This is a genomic window from Aeromonas rivipollensis (assembly GCF_010974825.1).
Classification (GTDB): Bacteria; Pseudomonadota; Gammaproteobacteria; order Enterobacterales; family Aeromonadaceae; genus Aeromonas; species Aeromonas rivipollensis.
This window is the reverse complement of the sequence record NZ_JAAILA010000003.1, coordinates 108,241-129,042: the sequence shown is the minus strand read 5'-3', so window position 1 is coordinate 129,042 and position 20,802 is coordinate 108,241. Positions and strand designations below refer to the sequence as shown.

The 20,802-nt window shown below is 61.8% G+C and carries 21 protein-coding genes and 1 riboswitch; of the genes, 17 read left to right on the top strand and 4 right to left on the bottom strand.

Annotated elements, in window-relative coordinates; all coding sequences use genetic code 11:
• The first annotated feature begins 53 nt into the window (after positions 1-53).
• Positions 54-746, top strand: a complete 693-nt coding sequence (gene rsuA / locus G4923_RS01465) for a 16S rRNA pseudouridine(516) synthase RsuA (RefSeq protein WP_041206053.1) — start codon at positions 54-56, stop codon at positions 744-746.
• Positions 747-932: 186 nt separating this feature from the next.
• On the opposite strand, the gene G4923_RS01460 is transcribed toward rsuA, so the two are convergent.
• Positions 933-1,844, bottom strand: a complete 912-nt coding sequence (locus G4923_RS01460) for a DMT family transporter (RefSeq protein ID WP_163135161.1) — start codon at positions 1,842-1,844, stop codon at positions 933-935.
• Positions 1,845-2,144: 300 nt separating this feature from the next.
• Between G4923_RS01460 and G4923_RS01455 the strand changes: the two genes are divergently transcribed.
• Both G4923_RS01455 and yfcE read left to right on the top strand, forming a co-directional pair.
• On the top strand, positions 2,145-3,782 hold the full coding sequence (locus tag G4923_RS01455; protein ID WP_163135159.1) for a peptide ABC transporter substrate-binding protein: 1,638 nt from the start codon (positions 2,145-2,147) through the stop codon (positions 3,780-3,782).
• A 10-nt stretch (positions 3,783-3,792) separates the two neighbouring features.
• Positions 3,793-4,347 (top strand): phosphodiesterase, encoded by a 555-nt coding sequence (gene yfcE, locus G4923_RS01450; RefSeq protein WP_163135158.1) that lies wholly within the window; start codon positions 3,793-3,795, stop codon positions 4,345-4,347.
• A gap of 33 nt (positions 4,348-4,380) precedes the next feature.
• Here yfcE and G4923_RS01445 read toward each other — a convergent pair whose 3' ends face one another.
• From G4923_RS01445 to flgA, 3 genes are all read right to left on the bottom strand, one after another.
• Positions 4,381-4,797 carry a flagella synthesis protein FlgN gene (locus G4923_RS01445; RefSeq protein WP_163135156.1) on the bottom strand — a complete coding sequence of 139 codons (417 nt, stop codon included), beginning with the start codon at positions 4,795-4,797 and terminating at the stop codon, positions 4,381-4,383.
• Positions 4,794-5,114, bottom strand: coding sequence for a flagellar biosynthesis anti-sigma factor FlgM (gene flgM / locus G4923_RS01440; protein ID WP_163135153.1), 321 nt, complete (start codon positions 5,112-5,114; stop codon positions 4,794-4,796). The genes G4923_RS01445 and flgM overlap by 4 nt, the downstream gene beginning before the upstream one ends.
• Before the next feature lie 94 nt (positions 5,115-5,208).
• Positions 5,209-5,814: a flagellar basal body P-ring formation chaperone FlgA gene (flgA, locus tag G4923_RS01435; RefSeq protein WP_316044153.1), complete on the bottom strand. Its 606-nt coding sequence runs from the start codon at positions 5,812-5,814 to the stop codon at positions 5,209-5,211.
• 237 nt (positions 5,815-6,051) lie between these two features.
• On the opposite strand from flgA, the gene G4923_RS01430 reads away from it, so the two are divergent.
• From G4923_RS01430 to mgtE, 14 genes are all read left to right on the top strand, one after another.
• Positions 6,052-6,963, top strand: a complete 912-nt coding sequence (locus G4923_RS01430; protein WP_025327540.1) for a chemotaxis protein CheV — start codon at positions 6,052-6,054, stop codon at positions 6,961-6,963.
• Positions 6,964-6,980: 17 nt separating this feature from the next.
• On the top strand, positions 6,981-7,805 hold the full coding sequence (locus G4923_RS01425; protein WP_005329773.1) for a CheR family methyltransferase: 825 nt from the start codon (positions 6,981-6,983) through the stop codon (positions 7,803-7,805).
• Positions 7,806-7,867: 62 nt separating this feature from the next.
• Complete coding sequence (gene flgB, locus G4923_RS01420; protein WP_005329774.1) at positions 7,868-8,266, top strand: flagellar basal body rod protein FlgB; 399 nt, start codon at positions 7,868-7,870, stop codon at positions 8,264-8,266.
• Positions 8,266-8,685, top strand: coding sequence for a flagellar basal body rod protein FlgC (gene flgC, locus G4923_RS01415; RefSeq protein WP_005329775.1), 420 nt, complete (start codon positions 8,266-8,268; stop codon positions 8,683-8,685). The genes flgB and flgC overlap by 1 nt, the downstream gene beginning before the upstream one ends.
• A gap of 105 nt (positions 8,686-8,790) precedes the next feature.
• Positions 8,791-9,525 (top strand): flagellar hook capping FlgD N-terminal domain-containing protein, encoded by a 735-nt coding sequence (locus tag G4923_RS01410; RefSeq protein WP_163135149.1) that lies wholly within the window; start codon positions 8,791-8,793, stop codon positions 9,523-9,525.
• Positions 9,526-9,535: 10 nt separating this feature from the next.
• Positions 9,536-10,894, top strand: a complete 1,359-nt coding sequence (flgE, locus tag G4923_RS01405) for a flagellar hook protein FlgE (RefSeq protein WP_106886358.1) — start codon at positions 9,536-9,538, stop codon at positions 10,892-10,894.
• 146 nt (positions 10,895-11,040) lie between these two features.
• Positions 11,041-11,787, top strand: coding sequence for a flagellar basal-body rod protein FlgF (gene flgF / locus G4923_RS01400; RefSeq protein WP_111910120.1), 747 nt, complete (start codon positions 11,041-11,043; stop codon positions 11,785-11,787).
• 93 nt (positions 11,788-11,880) lie between these two features.
• A complete protein-coding gene (flgG, locus tag G4923_RS01395) occupies positions 11,881-12,669 on the top strand; it encodes a flagellar basal-body rod protein FlgG (RefSeq protein ID WP_033131136.1) in 789 nt (262 codons plus the stop codon).
• A gap of 26 nt (positions 12,670-12,695) precedes the next feature.
• Positions 12,696-13,367: a flagellar basal body L-ring protein FlgH gene (flgH, locus tag G4923_RS01390; RefSeq protein ID WP_106886360.1), complete on the top strand. Its 672-nt coding sequence runs from the start codon at positions 12,696-12,698 to the stop codon at positions 13,365-13,367.
• Positions 13,368-13,428: 61 nt separating this feature from the next.
• Positions 13,429-14,526 (top strand): flagellar basal body P-ring protein FlgI, encoded by a 1,098-nt coding sequence (locus G4923_RS01385; protein ID WP_025327534.1) that lies wholly within the window; start codon positions 13,429-13,431, stop codon positions 14,524-14,526.
• Positions 14,527-14,644: 118 nt separating this feature from the next.
• A complete protein-coding gene (flgJ, locus tag G4923_RS01380; protein ID WP_163135147.1) occupies positions 14,645-15,757 on the top strand; it encodes a flagellar assembly peptidoglycan hydrolase FlgJ in 1,113 nt (370 codons plus the stop codon).
• Positions 15,758-15,760: 3 nt separating this feature from the next.
• On the top strand, positions 15,761-17,749 hold the full coding sequence (locus G4923_RS01375) for a FlgK family flagellar hook-associated protein (RefSeq protein WP_163135145.1): 1,989 nt from the start codon (positions 15,761-15,763) through the stop codon (positions 17,747-17,749).
• A gap of 3 nt (positions 17,750-17,752) precedes the next feature.
• A complete protein-coding gene (gene flgL, locus G4923_RS01370) occupies positions 17,753-18,961 on the top strand; it encodes a flagellar hook-associated protein FlgL (protein ID WP_163135143.1) in 1,209 nt (402 codons plus the stop codon).
• A 155-nt stretch (positions 18,962-19,116) separates the two neighbouring features.
• Positions 19,117-19,286, top strand: a riboswitch (M-box (ykoK) riboswitch).
• Positions 19,287-19,410: 124 nt separating this feature from the next.
• The gene (gene mgtE / locus G4923_RS01365; RefSeq protein WP_106886363.1) at positions 19,411-20,754 is read left to right on the top strand and encodes a magnesium transporter; all 1,344 of its coding nucleotides are present in this window, start codon (positions 19,411-19,413) and stop codon (positions 20,752-20,754) included.
• Positions 20,755-20,802: the final 48 nt, after the last annotated feature.

Below are 20,802 nucleotides of genomic sequence, written 5' to 3'. Positions count from 1 at the left end.
GCCGGCCTATATAATGACGCCCCTTGATAACGTTGGATTCCGAGGTTTTGTGCATGCGGCTCGATAAATTTCTTTGCGATTGCTCCGATTTGACCCGTTCCCAGGCGGGCAAGCTGATCCGTCAGGGGGAGGTGATGGTGGACGGTATCCTGGTCAAGCAGCCCGCCTTCCACATCAATGAGCAGAGCCTGATCGAGTTTGATGGCGTGACCTTGACCCTGAATCAACAGAATCGCTACTTCATGCTGCACAAGCCGGAAGGCTATGTCTGCTCCAACGAGGACCCCGATCACGCCACCGTCTTCCACCTGTTGGATGAGCCCGCCATGGGCAAGCTGCACGTGGTGGGCCGGCTCGATCTCGATACCACTGGCCTGGTGCTGATCACCGACGATGGCAAGTGGTCCCACCGCATCACCTCGCCGCGCCACGAGTGTGCCAAGACCTATCATGTCTGGCTGGCCGACCCTGTGAGCGAAGAGGCCATCTCGCTGTTTGAAGATGGCGTCTACCTGCGCAACGAGACCGACAAGACCCGCCCCGCCCAGCTGGAGATCCTGGGGGAGTGCGAGGCCAGGCTGACCATTCACGAGGGCAAGTACCACCAGGTGAAGCGGATGTTTGCCGCCATCGGCAACAAGGTGATAGGGCTGCATCGGGAGCGGATCGGGGCGCTCGGCCTGGACGACGAGTTGGCTCCGGGGGAATACCGGGAGCTGACCGCCGAGGAAGTGGCCCAGTTTTAATCACGCCATCCGACGGCGAACGTTCGCAATGATGTTACCGCGTCCGATTACGCCGCGACGCGGCTAATCGAACCTGCAGAACCAATTGAATTTTGTAGGTTTGAATAGCGAAGCCTGTTCGGACGATCCTGAGGATTGGGCGTAGGTTGGCGCGAAGCTAAGCTAAGCCCAACATCAGCCCCCGACTTACCCCGCTCCCAATACCATGGCCGTGCCCAGGGTGGCCAGCAGGGCACCGGCCCAGGCGGGCAGGGCAGGGCGCATCCCTGAGTGCCACCACAGCAGGGGCAGCAGTATGACCGGGGTGGTGGAGGAGAGGATGGCCACCATGCCCACGTCCCCCTGGCGCAGGGCAACCAGGATGAGCGTCATCCCGAGCGCCATCGCCAGGAAACCGTTGATGCCTATCATGCCCAGCACCTGGCGGTTGATCGGGTTGTGCGGCATGGCGAGCGGCACCCGCAGCACCCGCAGGGCACAGTGCGCCAGCAGGGCGCTCCCCATGCGGATGCCGGAGGCGCTCACCGCGTCCACGTTGCCAGCCATCATCACCGGTTTGGCGATGATGGCCCCCAGGCTCTGACACAGGGCCGCGGTCAGGCCGAGCGCGATGCCGACGGCGAGGTGGCCGCGCACCTGCTCCCACTCGTTGTGCTGTTGGGCCTGCTGCGGGTTGCCACGGCGGCCGAACAGGATGGCGAGCATGACCCCGGCCAGCACCAGCAAGGCCCCCACCAGACGCCAGCCACCGAGTTGTTCCCCGAACAGCCAGAGCCCGAGCAGGGCGGAGAAGAGCGCATGGCAGGAGAACAGCAAGCCGCTGCGCCTGGGGCCCAGCCGGTTCATGCAGGCGAACAGGGCGGTGTCACCGACGAAGATGCCGATGAGCCCCGACAACGCCAGCAGTGGCAGGGCGCTCTCGGTGAGGGTCTGCCAGCCGCCCGTGGCCAGGCTGGCGCTGGCCAGCATCAGGCTGACCAGGAACATCCGCCAGCGACTGTAGGTAAAGGCCCCCAGATGGCGCGCCGGTTTGACGGAAATCAGGGCGGCGATCGCCCATAAACTGGCCGCTGCCAGCGCCAGCCACTCATACCCCATAAAGACCCCTGAAACGGTAAAAATCAGCCGGGCTGATGCCAGTATCGAGCGCCATGGCGGCCTGACTTGCCTTCATGCGAGGCGGGTCGAGGGGGCCCTCAGGCGATCTTGCGCACCCATGGCTGATAGTTGGGAAAAATCCCCTGAAAAAAATAGCCCGAAAGACTCCATCTGCCGGGCAAGCCCGATACAATACGGGGCGTCTTCGGGGATAACAAGCGCGGCATCATGCATTCGTTTTAAGGCGCGCCGCCGGCCTTCCCCTTCTTGAAATAAAGTGAATTGAACGAGGTTGATGTCATGCTTTACCGTTTCGCCGCCCGGCCAGCCCGTCGCTGGCTCTCTCCCTTGCTGCTCGGACTGATGCTGGCGCCGCCGTTGCAGGCGACCACAGTGGTGCAGCAGCCTGCGCTCTCCGACAGACAGACCCTGGTCAAGGGCAACGGCGCCGAACCCGAGTCCCTCGACCCTGCCCAGATCCGCTCCGGTTTCCCGGGGGAGGTGGTGCTGGTGGACTTGTTCGAGGGGCTGGTCAGCGAGGATGGGCAGGGCAGGATAGTACCGGCTCAGGCCCAGCGCTGGGAGACCCGCGAGGATGGCCTGGTGTGGCGCTTCTTCCTGCGTCCGCAACTCAAATGGTCCAACGGCGAGCCGCTCACCGCCCGGGATTTCGTTTACGCCTGGCGGCGTCTGCTGAGCCCGGCACAGGCCTCGCCCTCCGCCGGTCTCCTGCTGGCGACCGGCATCAACAACGCCCAGTCCATCTATGCCGGTGCCCTCGATCTCGATGCCCTGGGGGTGGAGGCCGAGAGCGATCAGATCCTCAAGGTGACCCTGGAGCGGCCCGTGCCCTACTTCCTGCAGCTCATCAGCCAGCGTCCCTTCGTGCCGGTCAACGAGCGGGCCATCACCCAGTTTGGCAAGCAGTGGACCCAGCCTGGCAAGCTGGTCAGCAACGGCCCCTACCGGCTGGTGAACTGGGTGCCGAACGAGCGTATCGAAGCCGAGCGCAATCCCCAGTACTGGGATGATGCCCACACCCGGATCCAGCGGGTGACCTATCTGCCCCTGGCTTCCCAGCACGCGGAGCGGCTGCGCTACGAGGCGGGGGAGATCCAGCTCACCAACAAGGTCGCGCTGGAGTATTACCAGAAGACCATGGAAGAGACCCCGGAGCGGATCTGGGGTCTGCCGTTGCTGGGCACCTACCTCTATACCTTCAACCTGCGCCGCCCCGAGCTGCAGGATGTGCGGGTGCGTCAGGCGCTCTCCATGGCCATAGATCGCCGCCTGCTGACCGAGAAGGTGAGCGGCCAGGGGGAGCGGCCGGCCTGGTCCCTGTTGCCCGGCATGCCGGATTACGAAGAGCTGGGTTCGGCGCTGGCCCTAGAGGACATGCCGACCCGTCTGGCCAGGGCTGCCGCCCTGCTGACGGCGGCGGGCTACAACAGTGCCCACCCCCTCAAGCTGACACTGACCTACAACACCTCGGAGAACCACAAGAAGCTGGCCCTGGCGGTCGCGGCCATGTGGAAGCCGCTGGGGGTGGAGGTCAGCCTCAACAACATGGAGTGGAATGCCTATCAGGTGGCCAAGGACAGCGGCGACTTCATGCTGGCTCGCTCCTTCTTGTTTGGTGACTATGTCGAGCCCTCGTCCATGCTGGGCAGTTTCCGTTGTCAGGATCCCCAGAACGAGAGCGGCTACTGCAACCCGGCCTTCGACGGCCTGTTGCAGCAGGCCGCGGACACCCTGGATGGCGCCGCCCGAAGCGGGCTCTACCGCAAGGCCGAACAGCTGCTGATGGAGGAGATGCCTGTCATCCCCGTCTATCACTACAACCAGATGAGGCTGGTGGACCCCGCCCTGCGCGGCCTGCCGAGCAGCAACCTGAAGGGGGCGATCGCCACCAAGGATCTCTACTTCAGCCAGCCATGAGGAGTGCGCGATGAAGATAGCCATCATTTCCGATCTGCACGGTAGCCTGCCTGCCCTGGAGCAGGTGCTGGCGCAGCTTGCACCCTGGCAGCCGGATCACTATCTGTTGCTGGGGGATCTGCTCAACCACGGCCCGCGCAATCCGGTGCCGGCGGGCTATGATCCTGCCGCCGTGGCGGCGCGGCTCAACCAGCTGGCCCCCCGGATCATGGCGGTGCGGGGCAACTGCGATTCCGAAGTGGATCAGATGCTGCTGCACTTCCCCATCACGGCCCCCTACAACCAGCTGCTGGTGGACGGGCGGCGCTGGTTCGTCAGCCATGGACATCTCTATGATCCCGAGGCGGTGCCCCTGCCGGCGGGCAGCCTCTTCATCAGCGGCCATACCCACCTGCCCGTATTGCGACGAGAAGCGCGGCAAGAAGGGGAACTGGTGTTGGTGAACCCGGGTTCCATCTGCTTTCCGAGGGGAGAATGGGCGGCCAGCTATGGCCGTTATGAGGATGGCGTCATGAGCATTCATGCCTGCCGCGATGGAGCAAGGCTGATGGAACTGGTGCTCTGACGGCAGGGTATCAAGAGAAGGAAGGAGAGAGAATTAGGCCTTGATCCCCAGGGAGCGGGTACCGGACCGGGTATTGCCCTTGGCGTCATAGGTCAGGGAGTTGCTGTCTCGCAACTTGCTGAGAAAGCTCGCCAGGCGGCGATTGGAGATGATGCTGAGCTCGAGCAGCCGACCGTTGAGGTTGTTCTGCTCCTGACAGGCTTCCAGCTTGGCTTGCAGGGCCTGCAACTGGGTCGGGAAGGCGCCGAGTTGTTGCTGCAGATCGGGCAGCTCGGCCAATCTCTTGTCCAGGGTCTCTATGGCCTCAAGCAGTTGCTGCTTGCGCTCGGCCAGCGCCGGCAAGGCCAGGGCCCGGTGTGCCTTGAGCAGGTCAAATTCCTCTGCCAGCAAACCTTGCATCTGGGAGAGGTTGTCGTCCTGGGCGTGCAGCAGCGAAGGCAGTTCCATCATCCCAGCCGTTTGTCCAGATCCGCTTCGAAGCTGAACATCTTCCTGGCCACGGCTTCGCTGTTGACCTTGTATTCACCACTGGCCACGGCCTTCTTCAGGCTTTCGACGCGGCTCTCGTTACCGGTGGAGGCGGTGTTGAGGGACTTCTGCATCTGTTGCAATTGCTGCGCCTCACTGGTCAAGGAGACAGAGTCGGTCTTGACGGTCGCCGCGCGATTGCTTTCGGCAGAGGTCGCGGACTTGGTGGCTACACCTTGACTGGTCCCACTGTTTTGCAACCGGCTGTTTGCCAAGTTGTTGATATTGTTGATAGCCATACGGTTTACCTTCGTCTGCTTTGCTGTTCGCTTACCTGTTTATCGGTGACGGCGGTCAGAACTTTAGAAAAAAATTGCTGCATTAATAAAGCAGTCAGAATGTGACCACCACAGAGCCGACGGCACTCACCTGGCCCTGCACCGCTCTGCCCGAACGAATGTTAACGAGCCTGATCATGTCTCCGAAGCTGCCATCTTGCAAGGCTCGGGCCATGGTTTTGATCTGCATGCTGCTGTTTTCCGCACTCAGGGTGACCTGGTCCCCCTTGCAGACCACGCAGACCTGGGTGAGCCTGATGGGCTGGCCCGGCTTGAGTTCACGCTTGCTGCGCACCCCGATAAGGGAGGCCGGGTCGGTGAGATAGTCACCGCGGATCAGGGTCTGATCCTGGTAGGCCAGGGTCAGCATGGACTCGCTCAGTATGTCCCCTTTGGCTACGGGAGCCGCGACGGTGACATAGGGTTTCTGGATGCTGACCCGCACCGGGAGATAGAGATCCCAGGGTTTGTCTCCCTCGCATTTGAGGTAAACGGTGGTGTTGCGGCGGATCTCCATCTTGGCCGGAAGGGAGATAGTCAGCCCCTCTTCGCAGTGGTTCAGGGGGAGGCGCTCATCTATGGTGCCGGCGGTCACCTCGGCCTGGGCATCGAGGGGAACATCCAGCTGGTCGAGGACGAACGTCTGTGCCTGCTCCTGCAGATAGTCGGTCACCTCGGATGCCATGGCGTGAGAGAGGCTGCAAAACGGCAGTAAGATGAGGAAAAGTCTATTAATCATTTTTGCTTACCGGTCGATAAGTTGTTCACGTACACCATCGCAGTTAACTATGCTTGCTGCAGATTTCGGTTGTCGAGACATCGATAGTCTGATGCAAGCCAATGTGCATGCACACACAACATGCACGATCAGTGCCAAGCGTTTTTTTAGGGAGTGTTTATGGCGAGTATTCTGGACTCGGTCAACCAACGGACCCAGCTGGTGGGACAAAACCGGTTGGAGCTGCTGCTGTTTCGTCTCAACGGACGTCAAAGATTTGGCATCAACGTATTCAAGGTACGTGAGGTGCTGCAGTGCCCTCCCTTGACCGTCATGCCCAAGCTCAACTCCTGCATTCGCGGTGTGGCGCACATTCGCGGCCAGACCATCTCGGTGATCGATCTCAGCATGGCGATGGGCAAGCGCCCCATCCAGGACATCTCCAAGTGCTTCATCATCATCTCCGAGTACAACAGATCCGTTCAGGGGTTCCTGGTCCATTCGGTCGAGCGCATCATCAACATGAACTGGGAGTCCATACTGCCGCCCCCCAAGGGCGCCGGTCGCATCAACTACATGACGGCGGTGACCGAGGTGGATGGCGAGCTGGTGGAGATCCTGGATGTGGAGCGCATTCTCAACGAGATCTCGCCGGTCTCCACCGAGGTGAGTGCCGAGCTGGTGGAAGCCAGCGTGGAGCGCAATCCCCACGGCCGTCCTGTGCTGGTCGCCGACGACTCTTCGGTGGCGCGCAAGCAGGTACAGCGGGCGCTGGAGGCCATAGGGGTGCAGTGCGTGCTGGCCAAGGATGGACGGGAGGCCCTCAACATGCTGCTGGAGATGGCCAAGCAGGGCCCGATCCTCGATCAGATTGCCCTGGTCATCTCCGACATCGAGATGCCGGAGATGGATGGCTACACCTTCACCGCCGAGATCCGCAACAATCCCAACCTCAAGGATTTGCATGTTATCCTGCACACATCCCTCAGTGGGGTGTTCAATCAGGCTATGGTGCAGAAAGTTGGCGCGAACAACTTCATTGCCAAATTCCAGCCTGATGAATTGGCCAAGGCCGTACAAGGCGCTCTCTAATAAAGAAGAACAACTGCATGAAGACACTTTCGGACGACTTATACAGGCAATTCAGCAATTTTCTGGCGCAGCAGAGCGGCATAGTGCTGGGTGACAACAAACAGTATCTGGTCAAGAGCCGTCTGTCGCCCTTGATGACTCAGTTTGGTATCGAGAGTCTGTCTGAACTGGTGACCCGGGCTATGAACGTGCGTGAACGGGAGCTCAAGATGGCCGTGGTCGATGCCATGACCACCAATGAAACCCTGTGGTTTCGCGATACCTACCCGTTCCAGCTGCTGAGTGACAAGATTTTCCCCGAGCTCGGCAAGAGTGGTCGTCCCATCAAGATCTGGTCTGCGGCCTCCTCCTCCGGGCAGGAGCCTTACTCCATCGCCATGACGGCGCTGGAGCAGCAGGTCAAACGTCCCGGCACCTTGCCGGGCGGGGTGCAGATAGTGGGGACCGACATCTCCAGCACCATGCTCAACCAGTGCAAGGAAGGGGTCTACGACAGCCTGGCACTGGCTCGCGGTCTGTCACCCGAGCGCAAGCGGCTGTTCTTTGAGCCCTGCGGCGACAACAAGATGCGGGTATCTGAGCGTGTCAGAAAATTGACCAGCTTCCGGCCCCTGAACCTGCTGGAGAGCTACAGCCTGCTCGGCAAGTTTGACATCATCTTCTGCCGCAACGTGCTCATCTACTTTGCGCCTGAGGTGAAGTCCAAGATCCTCAACCAGTTCGCCAGCAGCCTCAATCCTGGCGGCTATCTGATGCTGGGGGCCTCGGAGTCCCTGGCGGGCCTCACCGACAAGTTCGAGATGATCCGCTGCAACCCCGGTATCGTCTACAAGGTCAAATAACTCCCCCCTCGTCCCTCTTTGGCACACCTCTTGCTAAACATTCGTGAAGCAGGAGGTGCGCTATGGCAATTTCATTCGACAAGGCATTCGGTGTTCACCAGTACACGCTGAGCGTTCGCGCCAAGCGTGCGGAGGTGTTATCGAGCAACATTGCCAACGCGGATACGCCGGGCTTCAAGGCCCGTGACATCAACTTCTCCCAGGCGTTGCAGGATGCCCAGAGCCAGCAAGGGTTCGGGCTGTCCACCACCAGCGAGAAGCATTTCGCCTTGCAGATGGATGCCCCCGGGTCGACCCAGTATCGCAACCCCCTGCAACCGGATACAGGTGACGGCAACACGGTAGATGTGCAACAGGAGCGCAGCGAGTTCCTGCGCAACAGCCTCGAGTACCAGGCTTCCCTCGAATTCATGAATGGCAAGATAAGCGGCCTGCTCAAGGCATTGAAAGGAGATCAGTAATGAGTTTGTTCAAGGTCTTTGACATTGCAGGCTCTGCCATGAGCGCGCAGTCCGTCCGCCTCAATACGGTGGCCAGCAACATGGCCAACGCCGACAGCGTCAGCTCCAGCGTGGAAAAAACTTACCATGCCAGGCGGCCAGTCTTTGCCGCCCAGCTGGATCAGGCCATGTCAGACAAGCAGGCCTCGGTAGGGGTGGATGTGAAGGGCATCGTCGAGAGTGATGCGCCGCTGCTCAAGGAGTACAACCCGAATCACCCCATGGCGGACAAGGATGGCTTCATCTTCAAGCCCAACGTCAACATGGTGGAGGAGATGGCGGACATGATAGCCGCCTCCCGCAGTTACCAGACCAACGTCCAGGTGGCGGATGCGGCGAAGAAGATGCTGCAGCAGACGCTCGGCCTCGGTAAGTCCTGATAGAGGTGAACCCGGATGAGAGAGATCAGTGACGGTCTGCATGACCGCGACCATGGGTTCGACCTGTACGGCGCCCGGCAAACCCGGACAGAGGGGGAATCATAAGTGGCAGATACCTATGACAGCCTGCTGGGGGTCAACCGGACGTCGTCCGCCCAGACCAATACCACCAACACCCCGACCCAGAAGAAGGAGCTGGATCAGGAGTCTTTCCTGAAGCTGCTGACCATGCAGCTCTCCTACCAGGATCCGTTCAAGCCGGTGGATAACGCCCAGATGCTCTCCCAGATGACCTCGATGTCGACGTCCCAGGGGATCAGCAGCCTCTCCACTCAGATGGAGAGCCTCAACAGCCTGATGACCTCCAGCCAGGCGCTGCAGGCTTCAGCCCTGGTGGGTCAGAACGTGCTCATACCCTCCAACACCGGTTATCTGGAGAAGGGGAGCACCCTTTCCGGCGTCATCGCCACCGGGGACGGTGGCAGCAACGTCAAGGTGACGGTGAAGGACGAAAGCGGTCAGGTGATCAAGGAGTTCTCCATCGAAGGAGACCAGAAGGGGAATGTGGCCTTCGAGTGGGATGGCAAGGACAAGGACGGCAACCTGGCCAAGAGCGGCAAGTATTCGATAGAGGCGCACGCCACCGTCAATGGCAAGTCCGAGAGCGTGCCGGCCCTGACCTATGCCAAGGTGGAGAGCGTCACCCTGGGCACCAGCACCAACCCCAGCACCCTCAAGCTCAAGGGACTGGGTGGCATCTATCTGACCGACGTATTGGAAATTGGCGGGACGACCGGCAAGTCGACTGCGACACCGACGCCGACCCCTAACGCAGTGTAAGGAGAAAGACATGTCATTCAACAATGCCCTCAGCGGCATCAATGCGGCTCAAAAAGACCTGAACGTCACCGCGAACAACATTGCCAACGTCAATACTACCGGCTTCAAGGAGTCCCGCGCCGAGTTCGCCGACGTCTACGCCAACTCCATCTTCGTCAACGCCAAGACCCAGGTCGGCAACGGGGTGGCGACGGGGGCGGTGGCGCAGCAGTTCCATCAGGGGGCGCTGCAATTCACCAACAACGCGCTGGATCTCGCCATCCAGGGCAACGGCTTCTTCGTGACTTCCGATGGCCTGACCAACCTGGATCGCAGCTACACCCGCTCCGGCGCCTTCAAGCTCAACGAAAGCAGCTACATGGTCAGCAACTCCGGCGGTTACCTGCAGGGGTACGAGATCAACTCTGATGGCACTCCCAAGGCGGTGAGCATCAACGCGACCAAGCCCATCCAGATCCCGGACAAGGCCGGTGAGCCGGTCCAGACCTCGCAGATAGAGGCCAGCTTCAACCTGCCGTCCACCGCCTCGCCGCTGGCGGCGGGCAATGGCGCCGCCGATGCCTCCAAGTTCGACCCCAAGGATTCGAGCACCTACTCCTCCTCCACCTCTGTGGTGGTCTACGACTCCCTGGGGGAGCCGCACACCATCACCCAGTACTTCGTCAAGGAAGCTGATCCCGCGAACCTGACCCAGCCTGCGAGCCCGACGGCCTGGCGCATGTATATGTATGAAGGGGACAAGCCCATCGACGTCGTGGGTGGTGCCGCCACCACCATGGCCACCGGCCTGAGCCAGGCCCCCCTGAGCGCCCGCGTCACCTTCGATGCCTCCGGCAAGATGCAGACCCCCACCACGCCGGCCATCATCAAGACAGAGCCGCTGGGCACCCCGGGCGCCGGCATCATCAACAATGGCGCCGATGGCACCCAGGAGATCGAGCTCAAGCTCGGTACAGTGACTCAGTACGCCTCGCCGTTCGAGGTCAACAAATTGACCCAGGACGGCTCCACCGTCGGCCGGCTGACCAAGGTTGAAATCACCGCAGACGGCATAGTCTCGGCGACCTACAGCAACGCCACCACCGTCAAGGTGGCCATGGTGGCCATGGCCAAGTTCGCCAACTCCCAGGGGCTGACCCAGGTGGGGGACACCTCCTGGCGCCAGTCCCTGCTCTCCGGTGATGCCCTGCCGGGCACCCCGAACTCCGGCACCTTCGGCTCCATCAAGTCGTCGGCCCTGGAGCAGTCCAACGTGGATCTGACCACTGAGCTGGTGGACCTCATCACCGCCCAGCGCAACTTCCAGGCGAACTCCCGTTCGCTGGAAGTGAACAGCTCACTGCAGCAGAACATACTGCAGATCCGCTAAGGTTTTTCGCGGTTGCAAGGGGCGCTCATGCGCCCCTTGTCGTTTCCGGCGCGGCGTTTTTTCCTCCGCTGTTTCGCCCTTCCCATATCTCTTGGCACTCAATTTGCAGTTGTCCTGCGAGAGTCATCTGTTTGACGGAGGATCCCATGGATCACCTGCTTTATATCGCCATGTCCGGGGCCAAGGAGAACATGAACAGCCTGGCTGTGCGTGGCAACAACCTGGCCAACGCCAACACCATAGGCTTCAAGTCTGACTTCGAGCAGGCGCGCAGCATGCAGGCGTTTGGCGAAGGACTGCCCACGCGGGTGTTCGCCATGACCGAGCGGCCGGGTCAGAATCTGCAGCACGGCCTGCTGCAGACCACGGGGCGGGATCTTGACGTCGCCGTCGACGGCCAGGGCTGGATTGCGGTGCAGGATCCCAATGGGGCAGAGGCCTATACCCGCATGGGCAATCTGCAGCTCAATGCCACCGGCAATCTGCAGACCTCCACCGGGCTCAACGTGGTGGATGACGCCGGTCAGCCCATAGTGCTGCCGCTGCCCATGGAGAAGATCGAGATCAACCGGGATGGCACCATCAGCGGCCGTCCCGAGGGTGCCGCCGCCAACCTGCCGGAGGATTTCCAGCGCATCAAGCTGGTCAATCCGCCGAGCGATGCGGTGGAGAAGGGCCAGGATGGCCTGTTTCGTCGCAAGGATGGCCAGAAGGAGGCAGCCTCTGCCGAGGTGGGCCTGATCGCCGGCTCCCTCGAGGGAAGCAACGTCAACGTGGTCGACGAGATGACCAACCTTATTCGCTTGCAACGTCAGTTCGAAACTCAGGTCAAGATCATGAAGACCGCCGAGGAGAATGACGAGGCACAAACCCAGCTGCTGCGTATCAGCTAATCAAGGAGCATGACATGAACTCTGCACTCTGGATTCGCACATCAAAAGATGACATGACCCTGCACCCTAGATCCGCTAATTAAGGAAGATGAAATGAATCCTGCACTCTGGATCAGCAAGACCGGCCTCGATGCCCAGCAGACCAACATTTCGGTCACCTCGAACAACCTGGCGAACGCCAGCACAGTGGGCTACAAGAAGGCCCGCGCCATCTTCGAGGATCTGCTCTATCAGAACATCAACCAGCCGGGTGGTCGCTCCTCGGCGGATACCGAGCTGCCCTCCGGCCTGATGCTGGGGGCGGGGGCCAAGGTGGTCGCCACCCAGAAAAACCACAGCCAGGGCAACGTCCAGACCACGGACAACTCCCTGGATCTGATGATAAGCGGCCGCGGCTACTTCGAAATCCAGCTGCCGGACGGCAGCGCGGCCTACACCCGCAACGGCCAGTTCACCCTCAATGACGAGGGCACCATAGTCACCCCGGGCAACGGCTACCCGCTGCAGCCGGAGATCCAGATCCCCGAGAATGCCCAGAGCGTGACGGTGGGGGAGGATGGCCAGGTGTCCGTCCAGCTCAAGGGGGATGGCCAGTCCCAGGTGGTGGGCCAGATCAACACCACCGACTTCGTCAACCCGACCGGCCTGCAACCCATGGGGGAGAACTTGTTCCTCGAGACCCAGTCGAGCGGCGCCCCCATCCAGGGCACGGCCGGTGCGGACGGCCTGGGGGTCGTCAAGCAGGGGATGCTGGAGACCTCCAACGTCAACGTGACCGAGGAGCTGGTGAACCTCATTCAGGCCCAGCGCGTCTATGAGATGAACTCCAAGGTCATCTCGGCAGTAGACTCGATGATGTCCTTCCTGACCCAACGCACCTAATCCTGAAACATAAGCGGAGGCCCATGATGAAAGCCCTATGGATGCTGGGCCTGCTGACACTGGCAGGCTGTACCAGCACCCCCAATACCGCCAGACCCGACGACCCCGAATTCGCCCCCGTGTATGGCGAGTCGGAGCCGGTGTCGGTACGCCCGACCGGGGCCATTTTCCAGCCCGAACAGGTCAACGGCATCTACTCGGACATCAAGGCCCATAGAGTGGGTGACATCATCACCATAGAGCTGGCGGAATCGACCTCGGCGTCGAAGAAGGCCAATACCCAGAGCGGCAAGGACAACAAGATGGAGCTGGAACCCGTCACTCTGGGCGGGGTGCCGGTGACGGCAGGCGCCTATGATCTGTCGGCTTCCATCGGCCAGAGCAGCGCGTTCAAGGGCCAGGCCAAGGCGGATCAGAGCAACAGCCTGCAGGGCAACATCTCGGTCAGCGTGATCAAGGTATTGCCGAACGGCAACCTACTGGTGCGCGGCGAGAAGTGGATCATGCTCAACAACGGCAACGAATACATCCGCATCACCGGTCTGGTGCGCCCGGAGGACGTGAGTTCGGAGAACAGCGTCTCGTCCCAGCGGGTCGCCAATGCGCGCATCCATTACGGCGGCACCGGCGATCTGGCCAACACCCAGGAACAGGGGTGGCTGACCAGCTTCTTCAACGGTCCCTGGTGGCCCATTTAATACTCGGGCTCCGGGTCGTCAGTGGCGACCCGGAGCCGGAATGGTTTAGTTAGGAGATGTCATGAACCGACTCCGTTTGCTCGGCCTGCTGTGCTGTATCTTGCCGCTTGGGCTGGCGCACGCCTCCCGCATCAAGGATCTCAGCTCGGTGGAAGGGGTGCGCAGCAACCAGTTGATCGGCTACGGTCTGGTGGTGGGTCTGCCCGGCACGGGCGAGAAGAACAACGCCTTCACCGAGCAGACCTTCAGGACCATGCTCAACAACTTCGGCATCAAGGTGCCGGACAACATCAAGCCCAAGATCAAGGACGTGGCGCCCGTGGCCATTCACGCCGATCTGCCCCCCTTCTCCAAGCCGGGGCAGACCATAGACGTCACCGTCTCCGCCATCGGCGAGGCGAAGAGTCTGCGGGGCGGCACCCTGCTCCAGACCTTCCTCAAGGGGCTGGACGGCCGCGTCTATGCGGTGGCTCAGGGCAGCCTGGTGGTCGGTGGTCTCGGGGCCGAGGGGGCGGATGGCTCCAAGGTGGTGGTCAATACCCCGACAGTGGGGCGCATCGCCAACGGGGCGACAGTGGAGCGTGAAGTGCCGAACTCCTTCTCCCAGGGGGACACCATCACCTTCAACTTGAACCGGCCCGACTTCACCACGGCCCGCCGGGTGGCCGACGTGGTCAACGATCTGGTGGGTCCCAACACGGCCCAGGCCCTGGACGCCACCTCCATCAAGGTGTTTGCCCCGCGGGATCCGAGCCAGCGGGTCGCCTACCTCGCGACCATCGAAAACCTGGAAGTGGATCCGGCCACCGAGTCCGCCAAGATCATCGTCAACTCGCGCACCGGCACCATAGTCATCGGCAGCGAGGTCAAGCTGCGGCCCGCCGCCATCAGCCATGGGGGCCTGACGGTCACCATCGCCGAGAACCAGCAGGTCTCCCAGCCCAATCCGCTGGCGGGGGGGCAGACCGCGGTCACCAACAACTCCACCATCAACGTGCAGCAGGATCCGGGGCGTATGTTCAAGCTCGACACGGGGGCGACCCTGGACGATCTGGTGCGGGCGGTGAATCAGGTGGGGATAGCCCCGGGGGATCTGATGGCTATCCTGGAGGCCCTGCAGCAGGCGGGCGCCATTCAGGGACAGCTGGTCATCTTGTAACAGGCTGTCCCGGCGAGTCTCTGGGCTGGCGGCGCAGCAGCCAGCCCAGAGAGCCAATAGGTAATACAGTCATTTCTTGAGCGGCAAGAGGTTGCCACGGGCGGCAAAGAGGAAGGTTATGGCAGAGTTCGACACCCAAAGTGGTATCAATCTTGGCATGGTGCAGGACGTTCAGAACCTGGACAAGCTGCGCCAGATGAGCCACAGCAAGGAAGGGAAGCAAGAGGCACTGATGGCGGCGGCCCGCCAGTTCGAGTCCATCTTCACCCAGACCCTGTTCAAGGGGATGCGCCAGGCCAACTCGGTGCTGACCCAGGACAACCCGATGAACAGCAGCTACACCCAGTTCTACGAGGGGATGCTGGACGAGCAGCGGGTCTCCGATATGTCGAGCAAGGGGGGTCTTGGCATCGCCGAGATGGTGGCCAAGCAGTTCTCTCCCGAGAAGACCTTCACCCATAACGACGGCCGGGTTCTCAAGCTGCCCCAGCGCACCGAGCGGGTCTACAAACCCTATGAAGCCCCCAGCGCCTCCAACGATCTGATCGCAGCCTCCAAAGTTGGCAAAGATTTTGCTGATAACGAAATGAAGAACGAGATGAAGGGTGAGCTGAATGGGGCCGAGTCTCCGTTGAACCTGCCCAGACGCCCCCATCGCACCGTGCCTCCCATGGGCAGCAGCCCGCGGGCCTCGGCCCTGGATGAGAGCGCCAAGGTGTTCGACAGTCCGGAGGAGTTCGTCGAGCGTCTGATGCCGTTGGCCAAGAAGGCGGCGGACAAGCTGGGACTGAGCCCGGCGGTACTGGTGGCCCAGGCCGCCCTTGAGAGCGGCTGGGGCAAGCGGGTGATCAAGGATGGGGAAGGGCAGATGAGCCACAACCTGTTCGGCATCAAGGCCGATCCCCGTTGGGAAGGGCCCAAGGCCGTGGTGAGCACCCTGGAGTACGAGCAAGGGGTGGCGTCGCGCCAGAAGGCGGCGTTTCGCTCCTACGAGTCGTTTGAAGAGAGCTTCAACGACTATGTGGACTTCCTGACCTCGGGGACCCGCTACAAGGGGGCGCTGGCCAAGGTGGACAGCCCTGACCGCTACTTCGAGGCGCTGCAGCAGGCCGGTTATGCCACCGATCCCCAGTACGCCAGCAAACTTAAACAAGTGTTGCGCAGTGATGCCATCGCCGGCTACTCGATGCCCGGCAACGCTGCGACCAGGAACACAGAGATGGAGCTGTAAGCTATGGCAAGCGATCTGCTTGGAATCGGGACTTCGGGTGTATTGGCCCAGCAGCGACTGCTGCAGACCACCAGTAACAACATAGTGAACGTCAACAGCCAGGGCTATGTACGTGAACGCACCCTGATCTACACCAATTCCGTCGGATTGGGCACGGGCGACATGGTGAGCGAGCGGGTCATCAACGCCTACGCCCAGGCTGAGGTGCGCCGCGATACCTCCGCCTACCATGCCGCAGGCTCGCGCTACGATCAGCTGTTCCAGCTCGACAGCCTGCTGGGGGATGCCAGCAACAGCGTGGGCACCACCATCACCTCCTACTTCAAGGCCTTCCACACCGCCAACGAATCGCCGGCGGAAGTGGGCGGGCGCAAGACCACCCTGAGCGAGCTCAGCGGCATGGTGGATCGCTTCCACACCCTCTCCGCCCAGCTCGACAAGCAGAGCGACACCATCAACTCCACCATAGGGGACGAGACGGACAGGGTGAACAGCCTGCTGAACAGCATCAACGATCTGAACCAGGCCATAGTCCGCACCCAGGGCTCGCCGGAGGAGAACCTGATGCTGTTCGATCAGCGTGACGAGGCGATCCGCCAGCTCTCCGAGAAGATGGAAGTCCGCACCGTGACCCAGCCCAACGGCAGCATGCTGGTCAACATGAGCACGGGGCACTCCCTGGTGCTGGACGGCGGCGTGGCCCAGTTCAAGGTGGTGCCGGGCAGCCCGGACTCCCGGGATGCGAGGCTGCAACTCACCCTGGGGGCCAACCAGGCCAACATCAATGACAAGGATCTGGGGGGCGCCATCGGCGGCCTCTTCACGGCGCGCAACGATCTGGAGCCCGCCAAGCGGGAGCTGGGCCAGCTGGCGGTCGCCATGGCCGATGCCATGAACCAGCAGAACCGCCTCGGCATGGATCTGGACAACGAGCTGGGGGGGGATCTCTTCTCCCTCAAGGGGAGCCAGGGGCTCCCCTATGCCGGCAACCAGGGCAACGGGGCGGCCAGCGTCAACTTCGTGCCCGGCAAGGGCTCAGAAGTGACCACCTTCGATTACGAAGTGCAGTTCAACAGCGCCACCGGTTATGAGGTCTTCTCCATCGACGGCTCAGGCCAGCGGACCTCGGTGGCGACCGGCACCACACCCCCCGCCAAGTTCGAGGTGGCGGGGCACGGCATCGAGATCGACCTGTCCGGCACCCCGGTTGGGGGCGACAAGATAGTGCTGCAACCCACCAAGCACGCCGCCGCCGGCATGGATCAGGCCGCCACCAGGCCGGAAGACATTGCCCTGGCATCCCCCATCAAGGCGGACAAGAACTCCCAGAACCTGGGCTCGGGCGAGATCAAGGTGAACAGTGTCTACAACACAGGCACGGGGTCGGGCTTTGGCACCAATACCCTGGACCCGAACGCTCCCCAGGTCATCAAGATCGACGGCAGCGGCAACTACGAGGTCTATGACAAGAACAACAACCTGCTCGGGGTGGCCCCTGCCTCCAGCAAGGGGCAGAACCTGATGTCCGCCCTCGAGATGCCGCTGGGGACGCCCATAGTGCCGGCCCTGACCCCGGGCTACGACTTCAGCATCACCGGCAAGGTGGAGGCAAACGACAGCTTCACCCTGAGCTACAACAAGGATGGCTTTGCCGACAACGGCAACGGGCTGGCGCTGGCGGAGCTGCAGAACAAGGAGCTGGTGCGCAAGAACAACAACGCCGCCACCAGCAACGACAAGATGACCTTCAACGACGCCTACAGCGCCCTGGTGACCGGGGTGGGCAACAAGGCCAGCCAGGCCAAGACGCTGCTGCAGGCCAATGAGGCCAAGCTGACCCAGAGCACCGCCATCTTCGAGAGCGTCTCCGGGGTCAACCTGGAGGAGGAAGCGGCCAACCTCATCCGCTTCCAGCAGTCCTATGCCGCCTCGGCCCAGATAGTCAATACCGCCAAGACCATCTTCGATACCCTGTTGTCTTCCGTGAGGTAAGTCATGCGCATCACCACCAACATGATCTATGACCGTAACCTTGCCTCCATGGGCAAGGTCAGCGAGCGCCAGAATACCGCCTATGAGCAGCTGATCTCGGGGGACAAGTTCTCCCGGGCGGGGGAGGATCCCGCCGGCATGAGCCAGAAGCTGGCGCTGACCAAGGAGATCGATCTCTTCAAGCAATACGGCGTCAACGGCAGCCTGCTGGAGAACAGCCTGGGCCACGAGGAGACTGTGCTCACCTCCCTCAACAACGCCATGCTGAGTGCCCAGACCCTGATCCAGAAGGCGAACAGCTCGGCCATGGGCTCGGAGGAGCGCAACGCCATCGCGAGCGAGCTGGAGGGGCTGCAAAAGCAGATGTTCGATCTGATGAACAGCAAGAACTCCCAGGGGGAGTTCATCTTCGGCGGCAACCAGAGCAAGACCCAGCCCTTCGTGAAAGATGCGAGCGGCAACTATGTGTTCCAGGGGGACACTGGGCAGCGCAGCATCCAGGTCTCCTCCACTGTGCAGATCCCGGCCAATGACTCCGGCTTCGATCTGTTCGAGATGGTGGCGACCCGGCGCACCGCCAGTGGTACCAGTGCCAACATCAAGGTGGGGGTCGGGGATCAGGGGAATTTCGAGAGTTTCTATCGCAACAACTACGATTCGTCTCTTGCCAGCAACCAGTTCACAGTGAGCACTCAGGTGGGACCGCCGGACAGGTACGAGATCCGGGACAGCGGCGGTGGCCTGATCCAGGACGGGGACTACAGCGCGGGCAACAAGATCACCTTCAACGGGCTGGAGCTGACCCTGGACCTGCCGGCAGGGGGGGCGGATCAGACCTTAGTGCTGGACAAGCCGAAGAACGACAGCGTGCTCAACGGCATGTCCGATTTCCTCACCGCCCTGCGCGACCCCAGCCTCTCGGCTGACGGCTTCCAGCTGGCGGTGGCGGATGCAACCACCCACATGAACAACGCCAGGACCAAGATAGACAGAGGGCTCGGCGAGCTGGGTGGCCGGATGAACAGCCTGGAGCAGGTGATGGGGTCGAACGACGGGCTCAGCACCCTGAACCAGCAGGCACGAGCCAAGGTCTCCGAGGCGGACATGTACGAGGTGATTGCGGCGCTCTCCAAGGAGGACGCGGCCATGAGCGCCTCCCAGCTCGCCTTCGGCAAGATAAGCAAGCTGACCCTGTTCGATTACATCCGCTGATGGCTGGCTCCCCCGGGCAGGGGGAGTCCGCTCTACCTACTGCCCCTTTCCCCTCCAATTTGTAACAACCCGTTGCCAGCAGCCCAATGGCCTTGACTCGGGGAGGCCCCGGACAGATGATGCCGCCCGCACCACCCAGGTGGCGCGCATTTTTCGCAGCATCTCGTTAGGCGAGGCTCCTGCATAAACACAGGCCACTGATCTCACGACGTCCAGAGACGCCCAAGATCAGGACAGTTTTCATCGGATTAAGGTGTCAACCCAAGTGGCTTCCGGCGTGCCGGATACGTTATGCAGTGCTAAAGCTGGTACGTGGGGATGAAAACACGCCGGACGGCGTCATTTCCTGCCTGTTACTCGTCAATCAAATTGCTGTTTTCTTGTCGACAGCGACCGGTGCGAGCCGGTTGCCTTCAGGCCCTGCCTGAAATCACATGAGGATATCTGTGATGAAGAAAACACACACCCTGCTCAACCGTCATCAACTGCTCGATCTCGCCGCCCTGCAGGGCTGGCTAGACCACAACCTGGACCCGGTGCAGCGTGCCGATCAACTGCTGACCCTGCGCCCGGAAGAGCTCAACTGTGTCTTCGATACCCTGCCTGCGCCGCGAGGGGCCGCCCTGCTCGCCTCCCTGTCGGCGGAGAGCGCAGGCCAGCTGCTGCTTCGCCTGCATGGCAGCATAGTGGGCGTGCTGCAGGAGGCCATTCCCCGGCGCGATATGGTGGCCATCTTGCGCAAGCTGGGCTCTCAGGATCGCACCAGGCTGCTGGCCCGCTTCCCGACCCAGGCGCAGGCCATCTACGCCTCCCTGCTGGACTGGCCGAGCGAATCGGTCGGTGCCAACATGCGCCACGAGTACCTGGCCGTCGACCAGGGGACCACGGTGGAGAGCGCCAAGCGGCTGATCCACGACGCCTGGGACAAGGCCCAGCTGTTTCAGCACCTCTATGTGGTCGACGGCGAGCGGCGCCTGCTCGGCAGCGTCTCCCTCAAGTCACTGCTGATCGCCGATCCCCTGCGGCCGGTGAGCGAGCTGATGGAGCGGGAGGCGGTGCGGATCAATGCTCGGGCGGATCAGGAGCTGGCCGCCCGTCTGCTGATCGATCGCGACATCTCGACCCTGCCGGTGGAGGATCAGGGACGTCTGGTGGGGGTCTTCCACGTGGATGACGCCGCCGACATCCTGGAGCTCGAGTCCACCGAGGATGCGGAGTTGCAGGGGGGCTCATCCCCCCTGGATACCCCCTATCTGCAGGCCACTCCCTGGCAGCTGTGGCGCAAGCGGGTGGGCTGGCTGCTCATCCTGTTCGTGGCGGAGGCCTATACGGGCACAGTGCTGCGGGCCTTCGAGGAGCAGCTGGAGGCGGCCATCGCCCTGGCCTTCTTTATCCCGCTGCTCATCGGCACCGGCGGCAACAGCGGCACCCAGATCACCACCACCATAGTGCGGGCCATGGCGGTGGGGGAGGTGAGTCTGCGCAACCTTGGCACAGTGCTGAAGAAGGAGCTCTCCACCGGTCTGCTCATCTCGGTGGCCATCGCTATCGCGGCCTGGGTGCGGGCCTGGAGCCTGGGAGTGGGCCCCGAGATCGGCATGGTGGTCACCCTCACCATCATCGCCATCGTACTCTGGAGTGCGACGGTCGCCTCCATCATCCCCATGGTGCTGCGCCGCCTGCGCATCGATCCGGCCGTGGTGTCGGCTCCCTTCATCTCCACCCTGGTGGATGGCACCGGCCTCATCATCTATTTCGAAATCGCCAAGTGGCTGCTGCCCGAGCTGCAGTGACAACGACAGAAAGCAAAAAGGCAGCCATCGGCTGCCTTTTTTCGTTTG

Bases quoted from the DNA above. Each gene is read 5' to 3' on its own strand.
- flgB (WP_005329774.1), top strand. From the start codon at position 7,868: ATGGCAATTTCATTCGACAAGGCATTCGGTGTTCACCAGTACACGCTG.
- G4923_RS01455 (WP_163135159.1), top strand. From the start codon at position 2,145: ATGCTTTACCGTTTCGCCGCCCGGCCAGCCCGTCGCTGGCTCTCTCCC.
- flgC (WP_005329775.1), top strand. From the start codon at position 8,266: ATGAGTTTGTTCAAGGTCTTTGACATTGCAGGCTCTGCCATGAGCGCG.
- flgJ (WP_163135147.1), top strand. From the start codon at position 14,645: ATGGCAGAGTTCGACACCCAAAGTGGTATCAATCTTGGCATGGTGCAG.
- G4923_RS01385 (WP_025327534.1), top strand. From the start codon at position 13,429: ATGAACCGACTCCGTTTGCTCGGCCTGCTGTGCTGTATCTTGCCGCTT.
- yfcE (WP_163135158.1), top strand. From the start codon at position 3,793: ATGAAGATAGCCATCATTTCCGATCTGCACGGTAGCCTGCCTGCCCTG.
- flgF (WP_111910120.1), top strand. From the start codon at position 11,041: ATGGATCACCTGCTTTATATCGCCATGTCCGGGGCCAAGGAGAACATG.
- rsuA (WP_041206053.1), top strand. From the start codon at position 54: ATGCGGCTCGATAAATTTCTTTGCGATTGCTCCGATTTGACCCGTTCC.
- flgH (WP_106886360.1), top strand. From the start codon at position 12,696: ATGAAAGCCCTATGGATGCTGGGCCTGCTGACACTGGCAGGCTGTACC.
- flgE (WP_106886358.1), top strand. From the start codon at position 9,536: ATGTCATTCAACAATGCCCTCAGCGGCATCAATGCGGCTCAAAAAGAC.
- G4923_RS01425 (WP_005329773.1), top strand. From the start codon at position 6,981: ATGAAGACACTTTCGGACGACTTATACAGGCAATTCAGCAATTTTCTG.
- flgG (WP_033131136.1), top strand. From the start codon at position 11,881: ATGAATCCTGCACTCTGGATCAGCAAGACCGGCCTCGATGCCCAGCAG.
- G4923_RS01430 (WP_025327540.1), top strand. From the start codon at position 6,052: ATGGCGAGTATTCTGGACTCGGTCAACCAACGGACCCAGCTGGTGGGA.
- flgL (WP_163135143.1), top strand. From the start codon at position 17,753: ATGCGCATCACCACCAACATGATCTATGACCGTAACCTTGCCTCCATG.
- G4923_RS01445 (WP_163135156.1), bottom strand. From the start codon at position 4,797: ATGATGGAACTGCCTTCGCTGCTGCACGCCCAGGACGACAACCTCTCC.
- mgtE (WP_106886363.1), top strand. From the start codon at position 19,411: ATGAAGAAAACACACACCCTGCTCAACCGTCATCAACTGCTCGATCTC.
- G4923_RS01460 (WP_163135161.1), bottom strand. From the start codon at position 1,844: ATGGGGTATGAGTGGCTGGCGCTGGCAGCGGCCAGTTTATGGGCGATC.
- G4923_RS01375 (WP_163135145.1), top strand. From the start codon at position 15,761: ATGGCAAGCGATCTGCTTGGAATCGGGACTTCGGGTGTATTGGCCCAG.
- flgM (WP_163135153.1), bottom strand. From the start codon at position 5,114: ATGGCTATCAACAATATCAACAACTTGGCAAACAGCCGGTTGCAAAAC.